12 protein-coding genes are annotated in these 21,042 nt (G+C 62.9%); 6 read left to right on the forward strand and 6 right to left on the reverse strand.

The features are described 5' to 3' along the window. The first annotated feature begins 19 nt into the window (after nt 1-19). From P0D73_RS08350 to P0D73_RS08365, 4 genes are all read left to right on the forward strand, one after another. A complete protein-coding gene (locus P0D73_RS08350; protein ID WP_408431296.1) occupies nt 20-1,336 on the forward strand; it encodes a DUF3443 domain-containing protein in 1,317 nt (438 codons plus the stop codon). A 140-nt stretch (nt 1,337-1,476) separates the two neighbouring features. Further along, the gene (locus P0D73_RS08355) at nt 1,477-2,070 is read left to right on the forward strand and encodes a hypothetical protein (protein WP_408177233.1); all 594 of its coding nucleotides are present in this window, start codon (nt 1,477-1,479) and stop codon (nt 2,068-2,070) included. A gap of 97 nt (nt 2,071-2,167) precedes the next feature. Then, nucleotides 2,168-2,986, forward strand: coding sequence for an alpha/beta fold hydrolase (locus tag P0D73_RS08360; protein ID WP_408430864.1), 819 nt, complete (start codon nt 2,168-2,170; stop codon nt 2,984-2,986). Between the two features lie 395 nt (nt 2,987-3,381). Then, on the forward strand, nt 3,382-3,612 hold the full coding sequence (locus P0D73_RS08365; RefSeq protein ID WP_132378762.1) for a hypothetical protein: 231 nt from the start codon (nt 3,382-3,384) through the stop codon (nt 3,610-3,612). A gap of 89 nt (nt 3,613-3,701) precedes the next feature. On the opposite strand, the gene P0D73_RS08370 is transcribed toward P0D73_RS08365, so the two are convergent. Continuing rightward, on the reverse strand, nt 3,702-5,930 hold the full coding sequence (locus P0D73_RS08370; protein ID WP_408430866.1) for an NADP-dependent isocitrate dehydrogenase: 2,229 nt from the start codon (nt 5,928-5,930) through the stop codon (nt 3,702-3,704). Between the two features lie 412 nt (nt 5,931-6,342). On the opposite strand from P0D73_RS08370, the gene P0D73_RS08375 reads away from it, so the two are divergent. Then, a complete protein-coding gene (locus P0D73_RS08375) occupies nt 6,343-8,526 on the forward strand; it encodes a TonB-dependent siderophore receptor (RefSeq protein WP_408430869.1) in 2,184 nt (727 codons plus the stop codon). Here the strand turns inward: P0D73_RS08375 and P0D73_RS08380 are convergent. Beyond that, complete coding sequence (locus P0D73_RS08380) at nt 8,523-9,461, reverse strand: LysR family transcriptional regulator (protein ID WP_408314271.1); 939 nt, start codon at nt 9,459-9,461, stop codon at nt 8,523-8,525. The two genes, P0D73_RS08375 and P0D73_RS08380, sit on opposite strands and share 4 nt — an antisense overlap. 128 nt (nt 9,462-9,589) lie before the next feature. Between P0D73_RS08380 and P0D73_RS08385 the strand changes: the two genes are divergently transcribed. Beyond that, nucleotides 9,590-11,305 carry an MFS transporter gene (locus P0D73_RS08385; RefSeq protein ID WP_408430872.1) on the forward strand — a complete coding sequence of 572 codons (1,716 nt, stop codon included), beginning with the start codon at nt 9,590-9,592 and terminating at the stop codon, nt 11,303-11,305. A gap of 65 nt (nt 11,306-11,370) precedes the next feature. Here the strand turns inward: P0D73_RS08385 and P0D73_RS08390 are convergent, their stop codons facing one another. From P0D73_RS08390 to P0D73_RS08405, 4 genes are all read right to left on the reverse strand, one after another. Continuing rightward, nucleotides 11,371-12,213, reverse strand: coding sequence for a N(5)-hydroxyornithine transformylase PvdF (locus tag P0D73_RS08390; RefSeq protein WP_408314274.1), 843 nt, complete (start codon nt 12,211-12,213; stop codon nt 11,371-11,373). A 34-nt stretch (nt 12,214-12,247) separates the two neighbouring features. After that, on the reverse strand, nt 12,248-14,473 hold the full coding sequence (locus tag P0D73_RS08395) for a TonB-dependent siderophore receptor (protein ID WP_408430875.1): 2,226 nt from the start codon (nt 14,471-14,473) through the stop codon (nt 12,248-12,250). A 45-nt stretch (nt 14,474-14,518) separates the two neighbouring features. Continuing rightward, nucleotides 14,519-15,889, reverse strand: a complete 1,371-nt coding sequence (locus P0D73_RS08400) for a lysine N(6)-hydroxylase/L-ornithine N(5)-oxygenase family protein (RefSeq protein WP_408430878.1) — start codon at nt 15,887-15,889, stop codon at nt 14,519-14,521. A 115-nt stretch (nt 15,890-16,004) separates the two neighbouring features. Then, nucleotides 16,005-21,029 carry a non-ribosomal peptide synthetase gene (locus P0D73_RS08405; protein WP_408430880.1) on the reverse strand — a complete coding sequence of 1,675 codons (5,025 nt, stop codon included), beginning with the start codon at nt 21,027-21,029 and terminating at the stop codon, nt 16,005-16,007. Nucleotides 21,030-21,042 lie beyond the last annotated feature (13 nt).

Consider the following 21,042-nt stretch of genomic DNA (forward strand, 5'->3'; position numbering starts at 1 on the left):
TACAAGGTCGCTTGATGGAATGGGGCTTAAGTTGAGAGCATTGGGGCTCGGATTGGCACTCAATCTCGCCGGCTGCGGCGGCGGTGGCGGTGGCTCCAGCAGCAACTCCACGGCAAATGCACCGGCTGCCGCCAGTGCGCCGACGGGACCGGGCGGCACGACGTCCAATCCCCTTACCAACGACTCGACACCCAACGTGCTCGCCGTCGACGCGTCTGCCGTGCCGACGCCGGCCGGCCCCGGCAACACGATGTCGGTGACGGTGAGCGGAACGGGCATTCACAACCAGCCGATGGTCAGCGTCAAAATCTGCGCGCCCGGCTCCAACGCGACCGCGAGTTGCACGACGATTCCGAACGTGATCGTCGATACGGCATCGTTCGGGCTGCGTCTGGTTCGCTCAGCGATTCCGAATGCCACCTTCAGTGCGCTCACCGCCGAAACGGATCAGTCGAGCGTCCTGCCGCTCGCTGAATGCGCGCTGTTCGGCAGCGGCTATGCATGGGGTTCGGTGCATCTCGCGGACATCGCGCTGTCGAGCGAGATTGCACCGTCGGTGCCGATTCATGTGATCGGCGATTCAGCGCTAACCCTTGCCGCGCCGAGCGAATGCCAAGTGGGCCGGCCATTGGCCACCGCCGGCGATCTCGGCGCAAACGGCATTCTCGGCATCGGCGTGAGCCCGACGGACTGCGGCTCGCAGTGTGCCCTGACGACGCTCTCGCAGTTCTATTACACCAATGCCGGCAATGCCACCTCGGTGCCCATCGCAAAACAGATCAGCAACCCGGTCGCGCGATTCCCGCAGGATAACAACGGTGTGATTCTGGAAATGGCGCAGGTGTCCGATAGCGGCAGCGCGACGGCTCAAGGCACGCTCGTGTTCGGTATCGACACGCAGGCCAATAACGTGCTGAACGGCACGGGCGCGCCGATTATCCGAACGGACCTGAACGGCGACTTCACGTCGTCCTATGGCGGCACCACGTTCACGCAGACGTTCTTCGATTCGGGCTCGACGGTGCTGTTCTTCCCGGACACGACCATCGCGCGCGACGTGTCGTCGGGATACTACATTCCGGCTGCGACCGTGGGCCGTACCTCGACGCTGGCGGGGACCAATCCGGCGAGCGTGACACTCGGCTTCAATATCGCAAACGGCGCGACGCTGACTTCATCGGGGAATAACGCATTCAATAATCTCGGCATCTATATGACCCGGCAGTTCGACTTCGGTTTGCCGTTCTTTTATGGCCGTCATGTGTATTACGGGATTTCGGGCCGCGCTTCTTCGGGCGGTGGCACGGGGCCATATGTGGCGTACGTTTCTAGCTAAGTGTCGATAATCCCGCGCGGTGTTTATCGTCAATGCCGTCGATATCCACTGTTCGCGGGACATGCAAAAGCTCGCTTGACAGAGCAGCAATCAAAACAGTGCAGACCGCACGATTTTTTTGCGTTGTCCCGGGGGACTTTATGAACAAGATTGCGATGATTTGCCTGAGTGCCGCTCTCGTCGGCATTCTGAGTGGCTGCGCCGGCACGAACTTCGTCCGTCCCGATGATGCGGCTTTGCAAAACGGCAAAACGACTATGACCGACGCGCGAGCAAAGTACGGCAGTCCGTTTCGCCAGAGCACCGTCACCAAGAACGAGGAAGACGTCACGCTGCTGTCTTACGCGTACGCATCCACTGGCGGCACGCCGCTCGAAACCGGCGTGATACCGGCGCGCTCACTGGAACTGGGCTTCTGGAAGGACGTGATGGTATCGAACGTATTCGTCTCAACATTCAAGGATGACGCCAGTACGTTCGACGCGTCGAAGCGCTCGGCCATCGTCAAAGGCACGACGACTCGCGATCAGGTCATTGCGTTGCTGGGCAGACCCGCTGGCTATGCTGTCTATCCGATCATCAAGGACAAGAATGGCCAGGCCCTCGTTTATGCGTACCACACCACGAGCGGTTCGGCGTTCAACCTCAAGTTCTCCAAGCGTGATCTGATCGTGACCATCGACCCGAATGGGGTGGTATCGGATGTGAGTTACGAGTCGTCCGGTATGCAGTGACAGCGGACTTGTCGGCACGCAAAAACTCGTAGGTCGGTTGATCTTCTGGTGGCAACGCTGGCAACCTAGCGAATCCCATACAGCGGAGACAACAGCGATGGAATCCTCCACCAACCCGCACGACGACGACCTCGAACAGTTCGAAGCTCACGGCGCGGCGCCGCTGCCGGTCCCGAGCGACGAAGGCTATGCCGAGCACGAAGGCGCGCGAATCTGGTACGCGTCGTATGGCGCCGGCGCGCCGGTGATTCTGCTGCACGGCGGTCTCGGGCACAGCGGCAATTGGGGCTACCAGGTGCCCGCGCTGCTCGGCGCGGGGCATCGCGTGGTGGTCATCGACAGCCGCGGCCACGGCCGCAGCACTCGCGACGCGCGACCCTACCGCTACGAGCTGATGGCGTCCGACGTGCTGGCCGTCATGGACGCGCTGCAACTCGAACGCGCTGCGCTGGTGGGCTGGAGCGACGGCGCCTGCGTCGCGATGGTGTTGGGCAGCGCCGCGCCGCAGCGCGTGGCGGGCGTGTTCTTCTTCGGCTGCAACATGGACCCGAGCGGCACGAAGCCGTTCGTGCCGACGCCGGTGATCGAGCGCTGCTTCAGCCGTCATGCGAAAGACTACGCGCAGCTATCGTCGACACCGGACGACTTCGAGGCGTTTGTCGGCGCGGTCAGCACGATGATGAAAACCGAGCCCAACTATTCCGCCGACGATCTGGCTCAGATCGATGTGCCGGCCGCGATCGTGCAAAGCGAGCACGACGAATTCATCAAGCCGGAACACGCCGACTATCTCGCCCGCAGCATTCCCGGCGCGGAGTTGATCCTGCTGCCCGGCGTGAGCCATTTCGCCCCGCTGCAACGGCCGGCGCAATTCAATCGCGTAATGCTCGATTTCCTGCGCCGGATCGCGGGTTGATTGGGACGGCGGCGCTCGCCACGCTGCTTTGCCATCCGGCCCGCCCGCACGAGGGCCGCACCTGAACCCCTAAAATTTCACGATGCGGAACGATCGCGCGCTTCGTAAAAAATCGTGGTGCGTGGCACAAAACCGGCATTTCGCAATGCCGCCCCACGTTGCACATCACGAAACACAGACGATAAGTCTTTCTTTTTGAAGGATATTTTTTGATCAAACGAGGCGTCTAACAACCACTTGCGACACTACCTGCTGACGTAGACTCTTTTACAAGAGCCGGTGCTTCAGTAGTCGAGCGGAGTGGGATAGGCGGAAATATAGTCTGAAGAATCCCAACCTGTGAAACGAAGCCGCCACGGCATCGCGGTTTTTAAATGGCAATTGGGAGACTAAAAATGAAAGGCTTTCGCTTCGGTTCGAATCAGGGTGCTTTCTACATTTTGCCGGGCCACGACGGCTGGGAGGCAACCTACGGCAACGAAACGCTCGGTGAATTCGCCAGCCCGCAACAGGCGGCCGACGACCTCGCGCGCGGCTTGATCTGCCCGCATCTCTCGGAAGGCGACGACACGTCGACGCTGGAAATTCCAGAGAAGCTCAGCGATTGGGAAATCGTTCACGTGTGATGGCCGGTATGGCCGCTGCTCACGTTGGAGTAAAAACGACGATGGCGCTCGAAAGCGCCATCGTAATGTTTACCGCTTACTTCGTTGCTTTAAGCAACCGCGTCCACGATCTTGTTCAGCGTGGCGCTCGGGCGCATGGCCTTGCTCGTCAGTTCGACATTCGGACGATAGTAGCCGCCGATGTCCACCGGCTTGCCTTGTGCCGCACCGAGTTCTTCGACGATCTTCGCTTCGTTCTCAGCCAGTGCCTTCGCCACGCCGGCGAACTGCGCTTGCAGCGCGGCGTCTTCGGTTTGCGCGGCCAGTGCTTCCGCCCAGTACATCGCGAGGTAGAAGTGGCTGCCACGGTTGTCGATACCGCCAACCTTGCGCGCCGGCGACTTGTCGTTGTCGAGGAACTTGCCGGTTGCCTGATCCAGCGTCTTGGCCAGAACCTGCGCCTTCGGGTTGTGATAGGCGCTGCTCAGATGTTCGAGCGACGCGGCCAGCGCCAGGAATTCACCCAGCGAATCCCAACGCAGGAAACCTTCTTCGACCAGTTGCTGAACGTGCTTCGGCGCCGAACCGCCCGCGCCGGTTTCGAACATGCCGCCACCGGCCATCAGCGGAACGATCGACAGCATCTTCGCGCTGGTGCCCAGTTCCATGATCGGGAACAGGTCGGTCAGGTAGTCGCGCAGCACGTTGCCGGTGACCGAGATCGTGTCCTTGCCGGCGCGGATACGCTCGATCGAGAACTTGGTCGCTTCGACCGGCGTCATGACGCGGATGTCCAGACCGTTGGTGTCGTGGTTCTTCAGGTATTGCTCGACCTTCTTGATGATCTGGGCGTCGTGCGCGCGCGCCGCGTCCAGCCAGAACACGGCAGGCGTGTTGGTGGCGCGGGCGCGGTTGACCGCCAGTTTGACCCAGTCCTGAACCGGTGCGTCCTTGGTCTGGCACATGCGCCAGATGTCGCCCGCTTCCACCGGTTGTTCGATCAGCACCGTGCCGGCAGCGTCCGTCACGCGAACCACACCGTTTGCCGGGATCTGGAACGTCTTGTCGTGTGAACCGTATTCTTCAGCCGCTTGCGCCATCAGGCCGACGTTCGGCACCGTGCCCATCGTGACCGGGTCGAACGCGCCGTGCTTCTTGCAGTCTTCGATCACCGCCTGATACACGTCCGCGTAGCAACGGTCCGGAATCACGGCCTTGGCGTCGTGCAGCGCGCCGTCCGCGCCCCACATCTTGCCCGACTCGCGGATCATGGCCGGCATGGACGCGTCGACGATCACATCGCTCGGCACGTGCAGGCTGGTAATGCCCTTGTCCGAATTGACCATGGCCAGTTGCGGACGCTGTGCGTATTGCGCTTTGACGTCGGCTTCGATCGCTTCGCGCGTTTCAGCCGGCAGGTCTTTCAGGCGCGCGTACAGATCGCCGATGCCGTTGTTCGGGTTGAAGCCGGCTTGCGCCAGCACGTCGGCGTGCTTGGTCAGCACGTCTTTGTAGAACACCGACACCACGTGACCGAAGATGATCGGATCCGACACCTTCATCATGGTGGCCTTCAGGTGCACCGAGAACAGCACGCCCTTCGCCTTCGCGTCGGCGATTTCCGCTTCGATGAAACTGCGCAGCGCGTTCTTCGACAGCACGGAAGCGTCGATGATCTCGCCTGCTTGCACGGCGGTCTTTTCCTTCAGGACCGTCTTCGAGCCGTCGGCGGCCGTCAGTTCGATCTTCACCGCGCCGGCTGCCGCTATCAGCGCCGATTTTTCGCTGCCGTAGAAATCACCGCCGCTCATGTGCGCGACGTGCGACTTCGAGTCCGCGCTCCAGGCGCCCATCTTGTGCGGATGCTTGCGTGCGTAGTTCTTGACCGACAGCGGTGCGCGGCGGTCCGAATTCCCTTCACGCAGCACCGGGTTGACCGCGCTGCCCTTGATCTTGTCGTAGCGAGCCTTGACGTCTTTTTCAGCGTCGGTATTCGCGACGTCCGGGTACGCCGGCAGCTTGTAGCCCTGATCGCGCAGTTCCGTGATCGCGGCCTTCAGTTGCGGCACCGACGCGCTGATGTTCGGCAGCTTGATGATGTTCGCTTCCGGACGCGTGGTGAGTCCACCCAGTTCCGCCAGATCGTCGGAGCCCTTCTGTTCCGCGCTCAGGTAGTCGGGAAATGCAGCGATGATCCGGCCGGCAAGCGAAATATCGCGCGTCTCGACGATCACGTCGGACGAGCGCGTGAACGCCTTCACGATCGGCAGCAACGAGTAGGTCGCCAGAGCAGGCGCTTCGTCGGTCAGGGTGTAGATGATCTTCGGCGGTGTGGACATGTTCGGTGCTTTGCTAGGTGAAGTGTTAGACAGAGCGTTGGGTGGTGCCGACCGGCGCGTTGCGGCAAAACAACAAGGCGGCGCGACGCACGGCACTACTTTCTACGGCCAGAGCGTGAGTATATGCGTGTTTTCCTCTACTCGCTGCTAAACAAACATATCCCGGAAACACCCTCCAAGGGGCCGAGCCCCGCCGGATAAGGCTTTGGGCCGATTTCACCTTGTCTTATGACAGATGTCTTATAGATGACTAAGAACTCGAAACAAACAGATTGTTAATGCGAATCAGATGCATTACCATTTGAGAGCAGTCGCGTTCTTACACTTCGATTACTTAACCACCCGCTTCCGATGACGTCGTTTCGCACATTTCTGGTGCGCGGCGAGCGTCACTCTGTCCAATTCGAACAACATGCAGAAATTCTTTGTCGCCGGCCGACCGGCGTTTGTGCGCGGCCAACGCCGTACTCCCTCGCTGCTGAGCGCGGGGCTTCTGGCCAGCGTCGGTTTGACGCTTTCCACGCTGTCGACTCCGGGCTGGGCGCAGGTCGCGGCCAGCGACGCCGCCGCGACGCTGCCGGCCGTGAGCGTCTCGGCGGCAAAAGACACCACCGTGGCGCAGGCCGACACGGTCAGCGCAGGCGCGCTGGGTTCGCGCAAGCAGGTGGACACGCCGTTTTCGACTCACATCGTGACGAGCGACGAAGCGCAGGATCTGTTCGCGACGACCGCCAACGATCTGTACAAGTACGATCCGGCCGTGTCGGTGATCAGCGAAAACGCGATCAGCGAAAATTCGATGTTCACCGTGCGCGGCATGCCGATCGACACGCTGAACAGCATCAAGGTGGACGGCCAGACCTTCCCGTCGTGGGATACGGATCTCTCGCTCGAACCGTTCGAGCAGGTCGAATTGCTCAAGGGCCTGTCCGGCTTCATGTATGGCTTCGGCTCGCCGGGCGGCATCGTCAATTACGTGTTGAAGCGTCCCACCAACACGCCGTACCGCAGCATCACGGTCGGCTACAGGTCGGCTGGCGTATTCAGCGAGGCCGTCGATCTGGGCGGCCGCTTCGGCAATGACGACCGTTTCGGCTACCGCCTGAACCTCGTCAACGAAAACGGCAACACCGCCGAGGACCATGGCCACGTGCGCCGCCAGGTCGCCTCGCTCGCGTTCGACTTCCGCATTACGCCGGACTTGACGTGGAGCGCCGACGCGTTCTACCAGAAGCGCAGAACCAACGGCACGCTGTTCGGCCTGATGTTCGGCGGCGACGCCGGCGGCATTCCCGACGCGAGCAAAGTCACCCACGCGCTCACGCAACCGCAGAACTACTACGAGACCGAGATGGCCTCGTTCGGCACGGGCCTGGATTACCGCATCTCCGACAACTGGCACGCGAGCCTGAAGTACCGCTTCGCCAAGGAGAACCGCACCAATTCGGATAGCTTCCTGTTCGTTTCCGACGCCGCAGGCAACTACTCGAACACGCTCTATGCGGCCATGACGCGTTACTTCTACCAGAACGTCGACGGCATGGTGCAAGGCCATTTCAACACGGGCAGCATCAAGCACGACGTGGTGGTGGGCGCCGGTTTCGAAACGCAAACCAGCGAATACAGCAACAGCACGGGTTGGAACGAAGGCTACTTCCTCGGCAACGGCAATCTGTACGCCAGCACCTTGCTGACCAACGACGAAGTCAGCATCGGCTCGGACCTGTACCGTCAGCAGCGCATCACGCAAGCCGCCGTGTACGCGAGCGACACCGTGCAGCTCACGTCGCGTCTGTCGGCGCTGGTCGGCGTGCGCTACACGCAATATCAGCAGCACGTGTACGACCCGAGCGGCGCGGTGTCGTCGCAATACCAGGCGGACCCTGTCACGCCGACTTTCGCGCTGATGTTCAAGACTGATCCGTACTCGACGCTGTACGCGAGCTACGTCGAGTCGCTGGAACAGGGCGGTGCCGCGTCCAACACCAACCTCAACTACCCGGACACGTTCGGCCCACTGCGCAGCAAGCAGTACGAAGTCGGCTTTAAAACCGACCACGCCAAGTGGGGCGCCAACCTCGCGCTGTTCCGCGTCGATCAGGGCTACAACTACACGAACGTCGACAACATCTTCGTGCAGGACGGCACCAAGCGCTATCAGGGCCTCGACGCGAGCGGCTGGCTTGCGCTCACCAGCGAATGGCGCGTCATGGGCGGCGTAATGTGGCTCGACACGAAGGCCATGGACGTCAACGATCCGACCGTGGAAGGCAAGCGCATCTACGGCGCGCCGCGCTTCACCGTGACGGGCCGGATCGAATACAACCCGTCGTATCTGCGTCCGCTGACGCTGGCGTTCGGCGGCAAGTACGTCGGCAACCAGGCCGTCGACGCGCAGAACACGCAGTTCGTGCCGGCTTACACCACGTTCGATCTGAGCGGCCGCTATGAGACGAAGATCGCCGGCAAGGACGTGACATTCCGCGCGGGGATCAACAACCTGTTCAACCGCCGTTACTGGACGACGGCGTGGGGCTACTACGTGGCGCCATCGCCGACGCGCACCGCCGTAGCCAGCGCAACGCTGCAGTTCTAAGCATCGCGTGAACTCGGGGCGCCCGCGGCGGGCGCCCCGATCATGGCGGGAATCTCCGCGACCAGCGCATCGATCGCGCAGCGCGTTTTCAGCGCCAGATAGCGACTCTTCGGCCACACCAGGTGGATCTCCTGAGCAGGCCGGAAACAATTCTCCATCACCGTCACCAGCTCGCCTGTTTGCGCATAACGGGCCAATAGCCAACTCGGCAGCCACGCGAGGCCGAAGCCGGCGAGAGCGGCATCGACAATACCCTTCATGTCGTCGAAACCAAGCTGCGGCTGAACTTGCGCGCGGCGGATTTGCCCGTCGACGTCGACCACATCCCACGGCTGCGCCGACCCTGCCCGCAAGTAGGCAATCACGGCGTGTCCGCGCAATTCGTCGACGCTCGCCGGCGTGCCATGCCGCGCCAGATAGGCTGGCGCGGCGCCGATGCTCGCGTGCTGCATGCCGAGCTTGCGCGCGGCAAGACTCACGCTGTCCGCGAGCGGACCCACGCGCACCACGAGATCGAAACCCTCTTCGATCACGTCGACGAAGCGGTCGGTAATCGAAATGTCGATCTTCAATTGCGGATGCTTGCGGGCGAGGCCGAGCAGCACGGGCGCCACGCAGTAATGACCGAAAGCCTGCGGCACGCTCACACGCAATCGGCCTTTGGGCTCGCGTCGCCCAGAGTCCAGATCGGCTTCTGCGGCTTCGAGTTCGGCCAGCGCGCGCACGCAGCGGTCGTAGTAAGCCTGGCCGTCTTCGGTGAGGCTCTGGCTGCGCGTCGTCCGATTGAGCAGGCGTACGCCGAGACGCTTCTCCAACCGCACGATCACTTTGCCGACCGCCGAGCGCGTCAGGTTCATCCGTTCCGCCGCGAGCGCGAAACTGCCCGTTTCGACCACGCGCACGAACGTCGTCACACCATCGAGGATGTCGCTCATACCCTTTGCCTTATTGGTTCCCATTGAGACACATTTCTGGGACTTTCATGCGTCAATGGGGACATAAATTCCCCCTATATTACACAGTCCGTGGTGGGCAAGCCCATCGACTAACAAGGTGAAATTTCATGTCCAATGATCCGATCGCGCCGCCACGGCGCGAAGAACGGCCCCGCGCGGCTGCGACTGCAGAGCATCGAGCGATCTCGCGCGAGCCGCGCCCTGCACGAACCATCGCGAGCGAAACTTCGCAACCGGCCACCTTCCTCTCGCTGCGCAAAAACACGCTGGCGTTGGGCGCGGTGTGTCTTGCGTCGCTGATGTTCGGCCTCGAAATCTCCAGCGTGCCGGTGATCCTGCCGACGCTCGAGCGCGTGTTGCACGGCGACTTCAAAGGCATGCAGTGGATCATGAACGCGTACACGCTCGCGGTGACCACCGTCCTGATGGCGACCGGCACGCTGGCAGACCGATTCGGCCGCCGACGCGTCTTCGTGATCGGCATCGCCCTGTTCGGCATCACCTCGTTGATCTGCGGACTCGCGCAAAGCGTGCCGACGCTGATCGTCGCGCGCCTGTTGCAAGGCGCGAGCGGCGGCGCCATGCTGATCTGCCAGGTGGCCGTGCTATCGCATCAGTTCAACGAAGGACCCGAACGCGCTCGCGCATTCAGCGCGTGGGGCATCATCTTCGGCATCGGGCTCGGCTTTGGGCCGATCATCGGCGGGGCGATCGTGGCGCTATCGAGTTGGCAATGGGTCTTCTGGGTGCACGCGCTACTCGCTGTCGTGACCTTGACGCTCGTTTTCAGCGGCGTGCAGGAATCGCGCGACCCGCACGCGCATACGCTCGACGTTGCCGGCATCGTCACGTTGTCACTGGCGGTGTTCGGGCTCGTGTATTTCATCACGCAGGTTCCGGCGCTCGGCTTCGGCGATCCGCGAGCGCTTTTCATCATCGCGGTAACACTGGTCGCCTTCGTGGCTTTTCTGTTTGCGGAGAAGCTCAGTGCGCGTCCCATGTTCGACTTTTCTGTGTTCAGGATTCCGCAGTTTTCCGGCGCACTGATGGGCTCGGCGGGCATGAACTTCAGCTTCTGGCCGTTCATGATCTATCTGCCGATCTATTTCCAGATCGGTCTCGGTTATGACAGCGTGAGCGCCGGACTCGCCTTGCTCGCCTACACGTTGCCGACGCTGCTGTTTCCGCCGCTCGGCGAACGGCTCGCATTGCGTTATGGCTCGGGAATCGCCATACCTGCCGGCCTTTTCACAATCGGCCTCGGCTTCATGCTGATGCGATACGGCAGCAGCGCCGCGCATGCTGACGTGTGGACCATGTTGCCCGGTTGCGTGGTGGCGGGCGCGGGCCTCGGCCTCACCAATACGCCCGTCACCAATACGACGACCGCCGCGGTTCCCGCCGAACGCGCGGGCATGGCCTCGGGCATCGATATGAGCGCGCGGATGATTACGCTCGCGATCAACATCGCGTTGATGGGCGCGATCCTGGTCGGCGGCATTCTGTTCAATCTGAAGACGCGACTGCCGAAGTCGCTTGACACCGCGCCGCTCGGCAAGCTCGCGGAGAAAATTGCGGCCGGCGATGTCGAAGCGATCAGAACCGGGATGCCGGCGTTGACACAAATCGACCCTTCAGGAAGCGTCGTACATGCCGCGTTGATGCAGGGCTTCGGCTGGGTAATGGTCTACGGCGGAGTCGGCGTGTGGGTGCTTGCTGCGCTCAGTTTCGTGATTTCCGGCAGCGCGTCGCGAAGACTTGGCGTCAAGAAGCACACGCCCGCGCAGCAGCAACAGCAACCAGCCCGATGCGACGCGTGCTGAACAGTGCTCCGTCGACGGCGGCGTGCGCCCACAAGTAGCATCCAAAGCGGCGCACGCTTCGCCAATCACGCCTCGACTTGCACCGACTGCCCGGCCATCATCGCGAGCCCTTCGTTCAAAGCTGGAAAAAGGCTGCGGTTGAAATTGTTCCAGCGCAGTTCGAGGATCGTATCGTCCTTATCGATTTCGGTATTCAGCACGTCGTGAATCACCTCGCCAGAATCGATCCCGTTGTCGACGTAGTGAAACGATGCGCCGGTCAGATAGAGCGGTTCGACCGCCACGGTTTCCATCGTCTTCCAGTTGACCACTTTCTTGCCGCGCGCGCCATAGAGCGCGTCGAGCGTCGCATACGCGCCGCGCCGCTCGTACGGCGATTCGGCGCGCGTGACGCCCGGATGGATATTCACGATCTTGCGATAGAACGGCGCACCCGGCCGCACCAGTTCGTCGAGAATGATCAGCAAACCATCCAGCACGACGATATCGGCCTTCAACTCCACCAGCGTATCGAGCAGATGCTTTTCAAAGGCGCTCTTGCCTGCCGGGCGGCCTGGCGCATCGACCGGTTCACGCCGATACGTCGACGGAATCGCGAGCAGTAGATCGTTGACCGGCTTGCCCTGCACACGCAAGTTCGGAGGATAGAACCAGCGCTTGCCCGGCTCATAGGCGAAGCCATATTCCTTCAGTTTCTCGCGATCCACGCTGGAGCCCGCATCGTCGTCGTAAATGACTTTTTCGAGCGAGTACTGATCGCCTAGCTCGGTGCCGTTGAGCGCCTCGACGAGCGACTCCAGCACCGACTTCATGTAGCGCGTGCCGCTCTTGTACGCGATCTCCTGGCCGGCCTTGTCGGCGGCGGCGTTTCTGAGCGACCAGATGTAAACGAGTTTCTTCTTCGGCATAGTCGGTTCCTATGTGTGAGTCATTGCCACATGCTTACCAGTCGTATTTCGCGGTTGCGATCACCGTGCGTGGATTCCCATAGAAACAGGTATTCACGGACTGGCAACCGCTCACGAACCGGCGATTGAAAATGTTCTGGCCGTTCACCGCGAAGCGCCAGTTGCGCGTTTCGTAGTGAACCGCTGCGTCGTACACGGTGTAGCTCGGCACATACAGCGAGTTGTCGGCGGCGCCCGCCGCGCCGCTCTGGTAGCGAATGCCCGCACCAAAGCCGAGACCTGCCAGCGGCCCGGCATGCCACGTCCAGTCGCCCCACAACGACGCCATCTGGCGTGGCCGCGGAATATCCACCGGCCACTTGCCGAGCGTGTCGTCGCCGGCCTTGATGTTCTTCACGTCCTGATACACGTACGCGGCGATCACCGAGAAGTTGCGCGTGACATTGCCCACGCCGCTCAACTCGATCCCGCGCGAACGCACCTCGCCGGTCTGCACGCTGGTGCTGCCGCTCGGGTCGATCGCGAGGTCCGGCGTGACGACGTTGGTCTGGTTGATCTGATAAACCGCCGCGCTGAGCATCAGGTTCTTGCCGGCCGGTTGCCAGCGCAAACCGGCTTCGATCTGCTTGCCTTTGGTCGGCTCGGCAATACCGCCGCCGGCGATCTTCACGCCGACCAGCGGATTGAACGACGTCGAGTAGCTGATGTACGGCGACAATCCGTAATCGCCGAGGTACACGAGCCCAACCCGCCCGGAGAACGCATGATCGTTCTGTTCGAGGCGGCTGCCACCGGCGATGTCGTTCTGCGCGGTGTTGCTCCAGTCCTGACGCCCGCCGAGCGTCAGCACCCAGCGTTGCCACTTGATCTGGTCCTGCGCATACACGCCGAACGCATTCATGGTCGACTTCGTGTCGGTGCGTGGGAACGCGTCCGGTCCGCTGAAGATCGCGTTGGTGATCGGCGTATACACCGGGTTGTACATGTTCAGGCTCGGACCGGTCGCCATCGATTCGCTATCGGTGGTCGACTGCCGGTTGTATTCGAAGCCCAGCAGCACCGTATGATCGAGCGGACCCGTGCCGAAGCGGGCCAGCGCCTGATTGTCGACATCGAAGCGGCTGTAGTTCATCTGGTACAGACCGACATAGCGCAGCAGCGACGCCTCGGTCGGATCGGCCGGATCGAGACCGCCGCCGAACACCTGCCCCTGATCGAGCGAGAGATGCATCAAGCGAGTGTTCTGCCGGAACGTCCACACCGGATCGAACTTGTATTCGAACTGATAACCCACCGACCATTGCTTCTTGCGGTAGTGCGAAAACTCCGGATCGCCCGTGTACAGGTCCGGCGAAATCTTGCCATTCGGATTCGGCAAAATCGTGCCTTGTGCCGGCAAGAAGTTATTCGATGCGTCGCCCCAATCCTGCAGATAAGTCGCCTCGACCGTCAGCGAAGTCTTCGCGTTCGGCTGCCACTTCACCGAGGGCGCCAACGCCACGCGCTGCTCCGGATTCGGCCCGGTCTGCGAATTGCCGTCACGTCCCACGCCGAGGAAACGATAGGACAGCGTGCCGTCCCTATCGACCTTGTCGCCCACGTCGAATGCGATCTGCTTGCGCGCGTAGTCGCCCAATTGCATTTCCACTTCGCGAATGCGCTCGCCGTTGGCGAGCTTGCTCTGCACGTCGATGATCGCGCCCGGGTCGCCCTGGCCGTACAGCACCGAGGTCGGACCGCGCAGCACCGTGATGCTGTCGATCATGTACGGATCGACACGCCAGCTCGCGAGATTGAGCGTATTGGGCACTTGCAGGCCGTCGACGAACACGGTCGGCGTGAAGCCGCGCAACACCGAATACCAGTCGGAGCGTACATCCGCACCATAGGTCGAGAAGCCCGGAATGTAGCGCAGCGCCTCGTTGATGCTGGTCGCGCCGGTCTCCTCGATCTGCAGTGCGGTAACGACGTTGATCGTCTGCGGAATTTCCTTCAGCGGCGTGTCGGTCTTGGTGCCGGTGCTGCTACGGCGTGCAACGAGGCCCACCGTGTCGTCATTGTCGGCCGAGCCTTCGACGCTGATCGAAGGCAGCGTACCGGCCGCAGTCGCGCCCGCTTGGCTCGTACTGGTGTTCTGCTGCGCATTGCCCTCGGTTTGCGCCGACTGCTGCGCCTGTGCGGTAGCGGCTGCCGCCGCATAAAACGCCACGCTCGCCGCGGCGGCGGTTGCACTCCGGCGCGTGCCTATTGCCCACTCCATCTCTCGATGCTCCAGGTTCTTCCGCGGCCAAAAGACCGCTTTTTATTAAAGAGCGAAGGCCATGCGGCCCACGCTCGTCGCGTTTTCTTGTGCTTGTTGTGTCCGGCCGGCCGACCGGTCTTGCGATGTGTGATGTGCGAGCGAAGCGGCGATTTCGTCTGAGCGCAGCGCGAGCACCGACAGCAGCGTGTCGGACAACCCGTGACTGTCTTCGCAGCAGCCCTGCAGGTAAATGCGCGGTTTGAAGCTCGCCGGCGTGGCGAGCCGGTAATCGCGTTCGACGTTGCCTTGCGCGAGCGCATCGCCAAGATGCGGCGCAAGCCCTTCCAGCAAGTCGAAATGGGTGTCGCGGCGATATCCCGTTGCAAGCACGAGCGCGTCGAATTGCTCGGCGCGTGCGTGACCGCTCAGACGGTCACGCAATGTGAGTTCGATCTGGCCGCCGGCCGTGCGCACTGCCGTTTCGATGCCGGTGTTCGCCAGCAGCCGGTGGCGCGGATCGGCGGACACGTTCTGCACATAAAGCATTTCATAGATCTGCTCGATCAGCGGACGGTCGACCACCGCGTAGTTGGTGTCGCGAAAGCGCTCGATCAGCGAGCGGCGGCCGTCGCGCGGCTGCGCGTAGACGATATCGGTAAAAGCGGGGCTGAAGATTTCGTTGACGAACGGGCTGTCGTCGGCGGGTTTCAGCGCGCTCGAACGAATGATGAGGCTCGCGTCGACGTGCGGATAGCGGCGCGTCAGATCGACGAACACCTCGGCCGCGCTCTGTCCCGCGCCGATCACCGCCACGCGTTTTTGCGCGCCGCTCGCGGGTCCGACCGCGCGGTCGATGGAAGTCAGGTACTGCGACGAATGCACGATGTTGTGCGTGCCGAGCGCGGCGAACGCCTCCGGCACCTGCGGACCGCCGCCGATGCCGACCGACAGCGCCCGCGTCACACGTTGCCATTCACGGCCTTCGCTATCGCGCGAGAAAACCCGCAGCGCTTCGACGTCGTTCGCATTCGTGGCGCTCTTGACCGCTTCGATGCCGGTCACGGTCTGCCCATAGTTCACGCGATCGTCGAACGACGCCGCGACCCAGCTCAGGTAATCATGGAACTCCACGCGCGTCGGATAGAAGTTCTTCAGATTGACGAAATCCGCCAGACGTCCGCGTTCGTAGAGATAGTTGATGAACGTGAAGCGGCTTTTCGGATCGCGCATCGTCACGAGATCCTTGAGGAAGGAAATCTGCATCCGGCAATCGTCGAGCAGCATGCCGCGGTGCCAGCCGAATTCCGGCTGACGCTCGATGAAGCAATGCGCGAGGTCCGACACGCCGGCCTCTTCGGCGAGCCGCACGGCAAGCGCGAGATTCGACGGTCCGAAGCCGATTCCGATCAGATCAAATACAGTGTCTCTGTGCATGTCGCAGGTCCTTATCGGTGGAAGCCGGCGCGCCGGATGCGCGGGCCGGTGAAAATCTTTCGTGATTGATGCCGTTTTTTATTGACTGCGTTTTTTGCCGGGTTTTGTGCTCGGCCTACGCGCCGTCGCGTAATGCAGCAACGTTCGACGCCTGCGCGACGAGCCTCACCGCCAGTTGCGCGAAGGTCGGCGCGGCGAATACGTCGGCGATCTCCAGCGCATGGCCGGCGACTCGCGCGGCATCGACGAAGCGCACCACGTCGAATGAACTCGCGCCCGCCTCGAACAGGTCGTCGTGATGCGCGGGCGTGTTGCCCTCGAAGAGATCGCCCCAGACGCGTTCAAGCGCCTGGGCGCGCTGCGATGCTTCGTCGTGAGATGTCGTGCTTGCCTGCGCGCCGGTCGCGAGGCTTGCGGACTCCAATGCAAAGCGCGCCGCCGAAGCACCCAGTTGCTCATGCGGCGCATCGACGAACTGCTGCACCACGTCCAGATAGTCGGCGGTCAGTACCTCGACAAAGCGGCCGTCCACCAACTCGTTCGCATACGAAAAAGCGCCGGTCACGCGTCCGTCGGCGTGCTCGACCACATCCAGTTCCAGTTCGAACACCACTCGATGCCGCACGTCGTTGAAGTCGTCGAGCGTGAGGCCGGCCCAGTCGCGTTCCGCTGTTCCCGCCGGGCGCAGGTAGTTGAACATCACTGAGAAAAGCGGATTGGCGACTTCGCTGCGCGGAGCGCGCAATGCCGCCACCACGTCGGCGAATGGCGTATCCGCATGCGCATAGGCGGCGAGCGCGGCGTCTCGGACTTCGGCGAGCAGCGTTGCCGGCGTGTCGGTTTTCGCGAGCCGCGTGCGCACGACAACGGCGTTGATGAAGAGTCCGAGCGCGCGGCGCGCGGCCTCGCCTGTCAGTTCACGCGTCGAGGCGAGAACGCCGACCGGTTGATCGGTGACGCCCGTCGCACGATAGAAGGCTACGTTCAGCGCGGCGTGTAACAACATAGGCAAGGTGGCGTGAACCTCGAGCGCCATCGAGCGGGCGCGGCGCACGAGCGCCGGGCTGAATTCGAACGCAAGACGGCCGGCGCTCCAACTCGGCGACGCAGCACGGCCCGACGAGGGCGACGGCAGCACATGCGACTGCACATCCGCCAACGCATCGCGCCAGAACGATAGACGCGCCCGCGCCGCGGCGACCGGCAGGATCAGTTCCTGATGCAAGGGCGATCCCGATACCGAAACCGCCGGCGACGCGCCTCGCACAATCGCGACATAAGTGGTCCGTACATCATCGAGCCATAGATCGATCGACTGACCGTCCGACACGATGTGATGCACGACCAGCGACAACACGTGATCCTGCTCGGCAAGGCGCACCAAGCGCACACGCCAGAGCGGGGCATCGTCGAGCAGATGGAATGGCGTGAGCGCGTCTTCGTCGGTCAGCGCGACACCGGCATGCTCACGGGCAGCTTCTGTCGGATTGCCGGACAGATCGATCATGCCGAGCTTAAATGACATCGGCTCGGCGACTCGTTGGCCCGGCAATTGCCCTTCACGTTCAACGAGCCGCACACGCAACGCCGGATGCCGCGCAGCTGCCTGAGCAAACGCTTCGCGCAATGCATCGACATCGAGCGCGCCACGCAAACGCAGCGCAACAGGAATGTTGTAGGCCGCGCTATCCGGCTGCGAGCGCCACAGGAACCACAAACTCAATTGCGCGGAAGAAAGCGGCAGCACGCCGTTCGCATCGGGCACGAGGCGTGAACTCGAAGCGCCGCTCGAAGCTTCGTTGCCGACATCGGCCATCGCCTCGCTGCGTGCCGCCGCCATCACCCGCTGCGCGTATTGCGCGAGCGTCGGCGCTTCGAAGAGCGTGCGCACCGGCACATCGCGTGCGAGCCGTTCGGCCACGCGCGTCGCGACACGAACCGCCGCGAGCGAATGCCCGCCGAGCTCGAAGAAATGATCGCCGCGGCCGACACGCTCCACACCCAGCACTTCGCGGAAAATCTGCGCGAGCGCGGTTTCGAGTCCCGCTGCGGGCGCCTGATAGGCACGCGCGACACGCTGCGGCTCCGGCAACGCCGCGCGGTCCACCTTGCTGTTGGCATTGCGCGGCAACGCGTCGAGCACGACGATATGCGCGGGCACCATATAGTCGGGCAACGTATGACGCAGATGCGCGTCGAGTTCGGCCGCATCCGCGCGTGTGCTGCGTTCACGCGCTTCGGCGCTCAATTCGACATACGCGACCAGCGCCGCTTGCGCACCCTTGCCATGCACGATCGCCACGGCTTCGCGCACATCGTCGTGCGCGGCGAGTTGCGCTTCGATCTCACCCAGTTCGATCCGCAAGCCGCGCAGCTTCACCTGATGATCGACGCGGCCGATAAAATCGAACACGCCGTCCGCGCGCCGCTTGACGAGGTCGCCTGTACGATAGAGCCGCGCGCCCGGCGCGCCGAACGGATCCGGCACGAAGCGCTCGGCCGTGAGCGCCGGCCGGTCGAGATAACCGCGCGCGACACCCACGCCCTCGCCGCCCAGATACAACTCGCCGATCACGCCGACCGGCAGCGGATTCAAGCGTGAATCGAGCACATGCGCCGAACGCGCGCCGACCAGCGTGCCGATCGGCAGATAGGCGCTGTCCGCGAGCTTCGTACTGTCGTCGGTCGGATAGAACATCCACAGCATCGGCGTGATGACGGTTTCAGTCGGCCCATAACCGTTGACGATGCGCGCATTCGGAAACGCCCTGCGCATCAGCGCGAACGCTTCACGCGAGGTGGCTTCACCGCCCACCGTCAGCGAACGCAAGCTCGGCGGCGCACCGTGTGCGAGTGCCCACTCGGCGAGTTGGGTCGCGCAACCGGGCGGCACGTAGGTCATGGTCACGCCTTCGCGCACCATCATCCGGCAGGTTTGCGCGGGCGGCCACAGCGTGTCCGCCGTGATCGCCACAGCCGCGCCGGACATGTACTGCGAGAACCAGCCTTCATGCGCGCCGTCGAAATTGACCGACTGGAACAGCAGGAACACGTCACGCTCGCCTGCGCCGTAGCGCTCCGCGATCGCCGCGCAGTGCAATGCAAACGAACCGTGATCGACCACCACGCCCTTCGGCTTGCCCGTCGAACCCGACGTATAAATCACATATGCCGCCTGGTGCGGCGACACACGCGGCAACTCGACATCCGCCGCCGACTGTTCGTTAACCGGCGGTTCCTCGTCGATCAGCCACAACCGCAGACGATCCGACTCCGGCAACGCTGCGAGACTCGCGCGTTCCGTGATGACGTGCGTGATCTGCGCATCGTCGAGAATCTGTGCAAGACGCTCACGCGGATGGCTCGGGTCCAGCGGCACGAATGCACCGCCGGATTTCAGCGCGGCGATCAGACCGACCAGCAGGTCCACCGACCGGCTCAGCGCCACGCCGACCCGCATCTCCGCACTCACTCCTGCCGCGACGAGGCGTTGCGCCAAACGCGCGGCTTGCGCATCCACTTCGCCGCGCGTAAGCGAGCGATGCATATCCGCGACGCCCCGCGCGTCCGGCCGCGCGTCAGCGTGGTCGGCCACGCGCTGATGCACCGGCCTGAATCCCGTCTCATGCGGGAGCGCCGTGCTATTCCACGCGTCGAGTTGTGCGCGCTCCGCTTGCGGCAACCACTGCAAATCTCCAACCGCGATGGCGGGTGCTGCCATCGCATTCGACAGCAACTCGATGAATCGCGCAGCGACGCGCTCTATCGCATCGGCGTCGAACAGGTCGAGCGCGTAGATGAAGTAGACATCGATCGAACCGTCGTCCCGTTCCTCGAAGCTCAGCGTCAAATCGAACTTGGCAAACGGCGCACCCGACGGCAACTCCGTCATGCGCACTTCCGCGAGCGACGGCAGACGGCGCCGCGCGCCATAAGCGGCCATCACCTGAAACAGCGGATGATGACTCGCGCTGCGCACCACGCCGAGCGCTTCGACCACCTGTTCGAACGGCACGTCCTGATGCGATTGGGCGTCGATCAGCGTTTGCTGCGTCGCGCCGACCAACCAAGCAAACGGCTGCGCTGGGGGAACCGGCGCGGCCAACGTGAGCGTGTTCACGAAGAAGCCGACGAGCCCGGCCACTTCGCCGCGATCGCGATTCGCCGCGGGTACACCGATCTGAATCTGCGTTTCACCCGACGAGCGCGCGAGCAAAGCACTCAATGCCGCCAGCAAGACGGCAAACGGCGTCGCGCGCTGCGCATTGGCCAGTGTCTTTACCTGCTGCGCGAGCGCGGCATCGATAACGAACCGATGCCTTGCACCACGCGCGCTGCGCTGCGCCGGACGCGGTGCGGCGCCTGGCAACATCAGCACGTCGCGATTCGCATCCAGCCGTTCGCGCCAGAACGCCAACTGGCGCTCACGTTCTCCCGCGTCGAGCCAGCGGCGCTGCCACAACGCGAAGTCGGCGTACTGGATCGGCAACGGCGCGAGCGACACCGCTTCGCTCTTCGCATACGCGCGATAAAACGACGCCAGTTCGGCCAGTATCACGTCCGCGGACCAGCCGTCGGAGACAATGTGATGCGTCGTCAGCGCGAACCAGTGCGTGGTCGCGTCGAGACGAATCAGGTGCGCGCGCATCAACGGCCCGAGCGACAGATCGAAGGACTTCGCTTCGTCGGCCCGTGCGATGTCGGCGGCGCGCGTCTCGCGCTGATCCGCGGGCAATGCGCTCACGTCACTCGCGTGCCAGGGGCAGCGCGACGGCGCATGCACCGTTTGCAACACGCCGTCGCCGCTTTCGGTGAAGGTCGTACGCAGCGCTTCGTGACGCGCGATCAGCGCATCGCACGAAAGACGCAGCGCGTTGGCATCGAGCGCGCCGTCGAGCCGTAAGCGTTCGGTGATGTGATACGCCGCCGGTTCATCGATCATCCGCGCGTGCAGCCACAAACGCGTTTGCGCAAACGAAGCCGGCACGCTCGCCGTGCGCTCGGCGCGCGGTGGAATCGGCAGCACGCGAAAATCGATGCCGGCGGCGTCGAGCTTCGCGAGAAAGGCCTTGCGCTGCGCATCCGGCAACAGCGCGAAGCGTGACGCGAGGGAAAGCAGATCCGGTTTGGCAGTGGTCATGCTGGGTTGTCTC

Origin of the sequence: Paraburkholderia sp. RL18-101-BIB-B (assembly GCF_046026985.1) — a bacterium.
GTDB lineage: Bacteria > Pseudomonadota > Gammaproteobacteria > Burkholderiales > Burkholderiaceae > Paraburkholderia.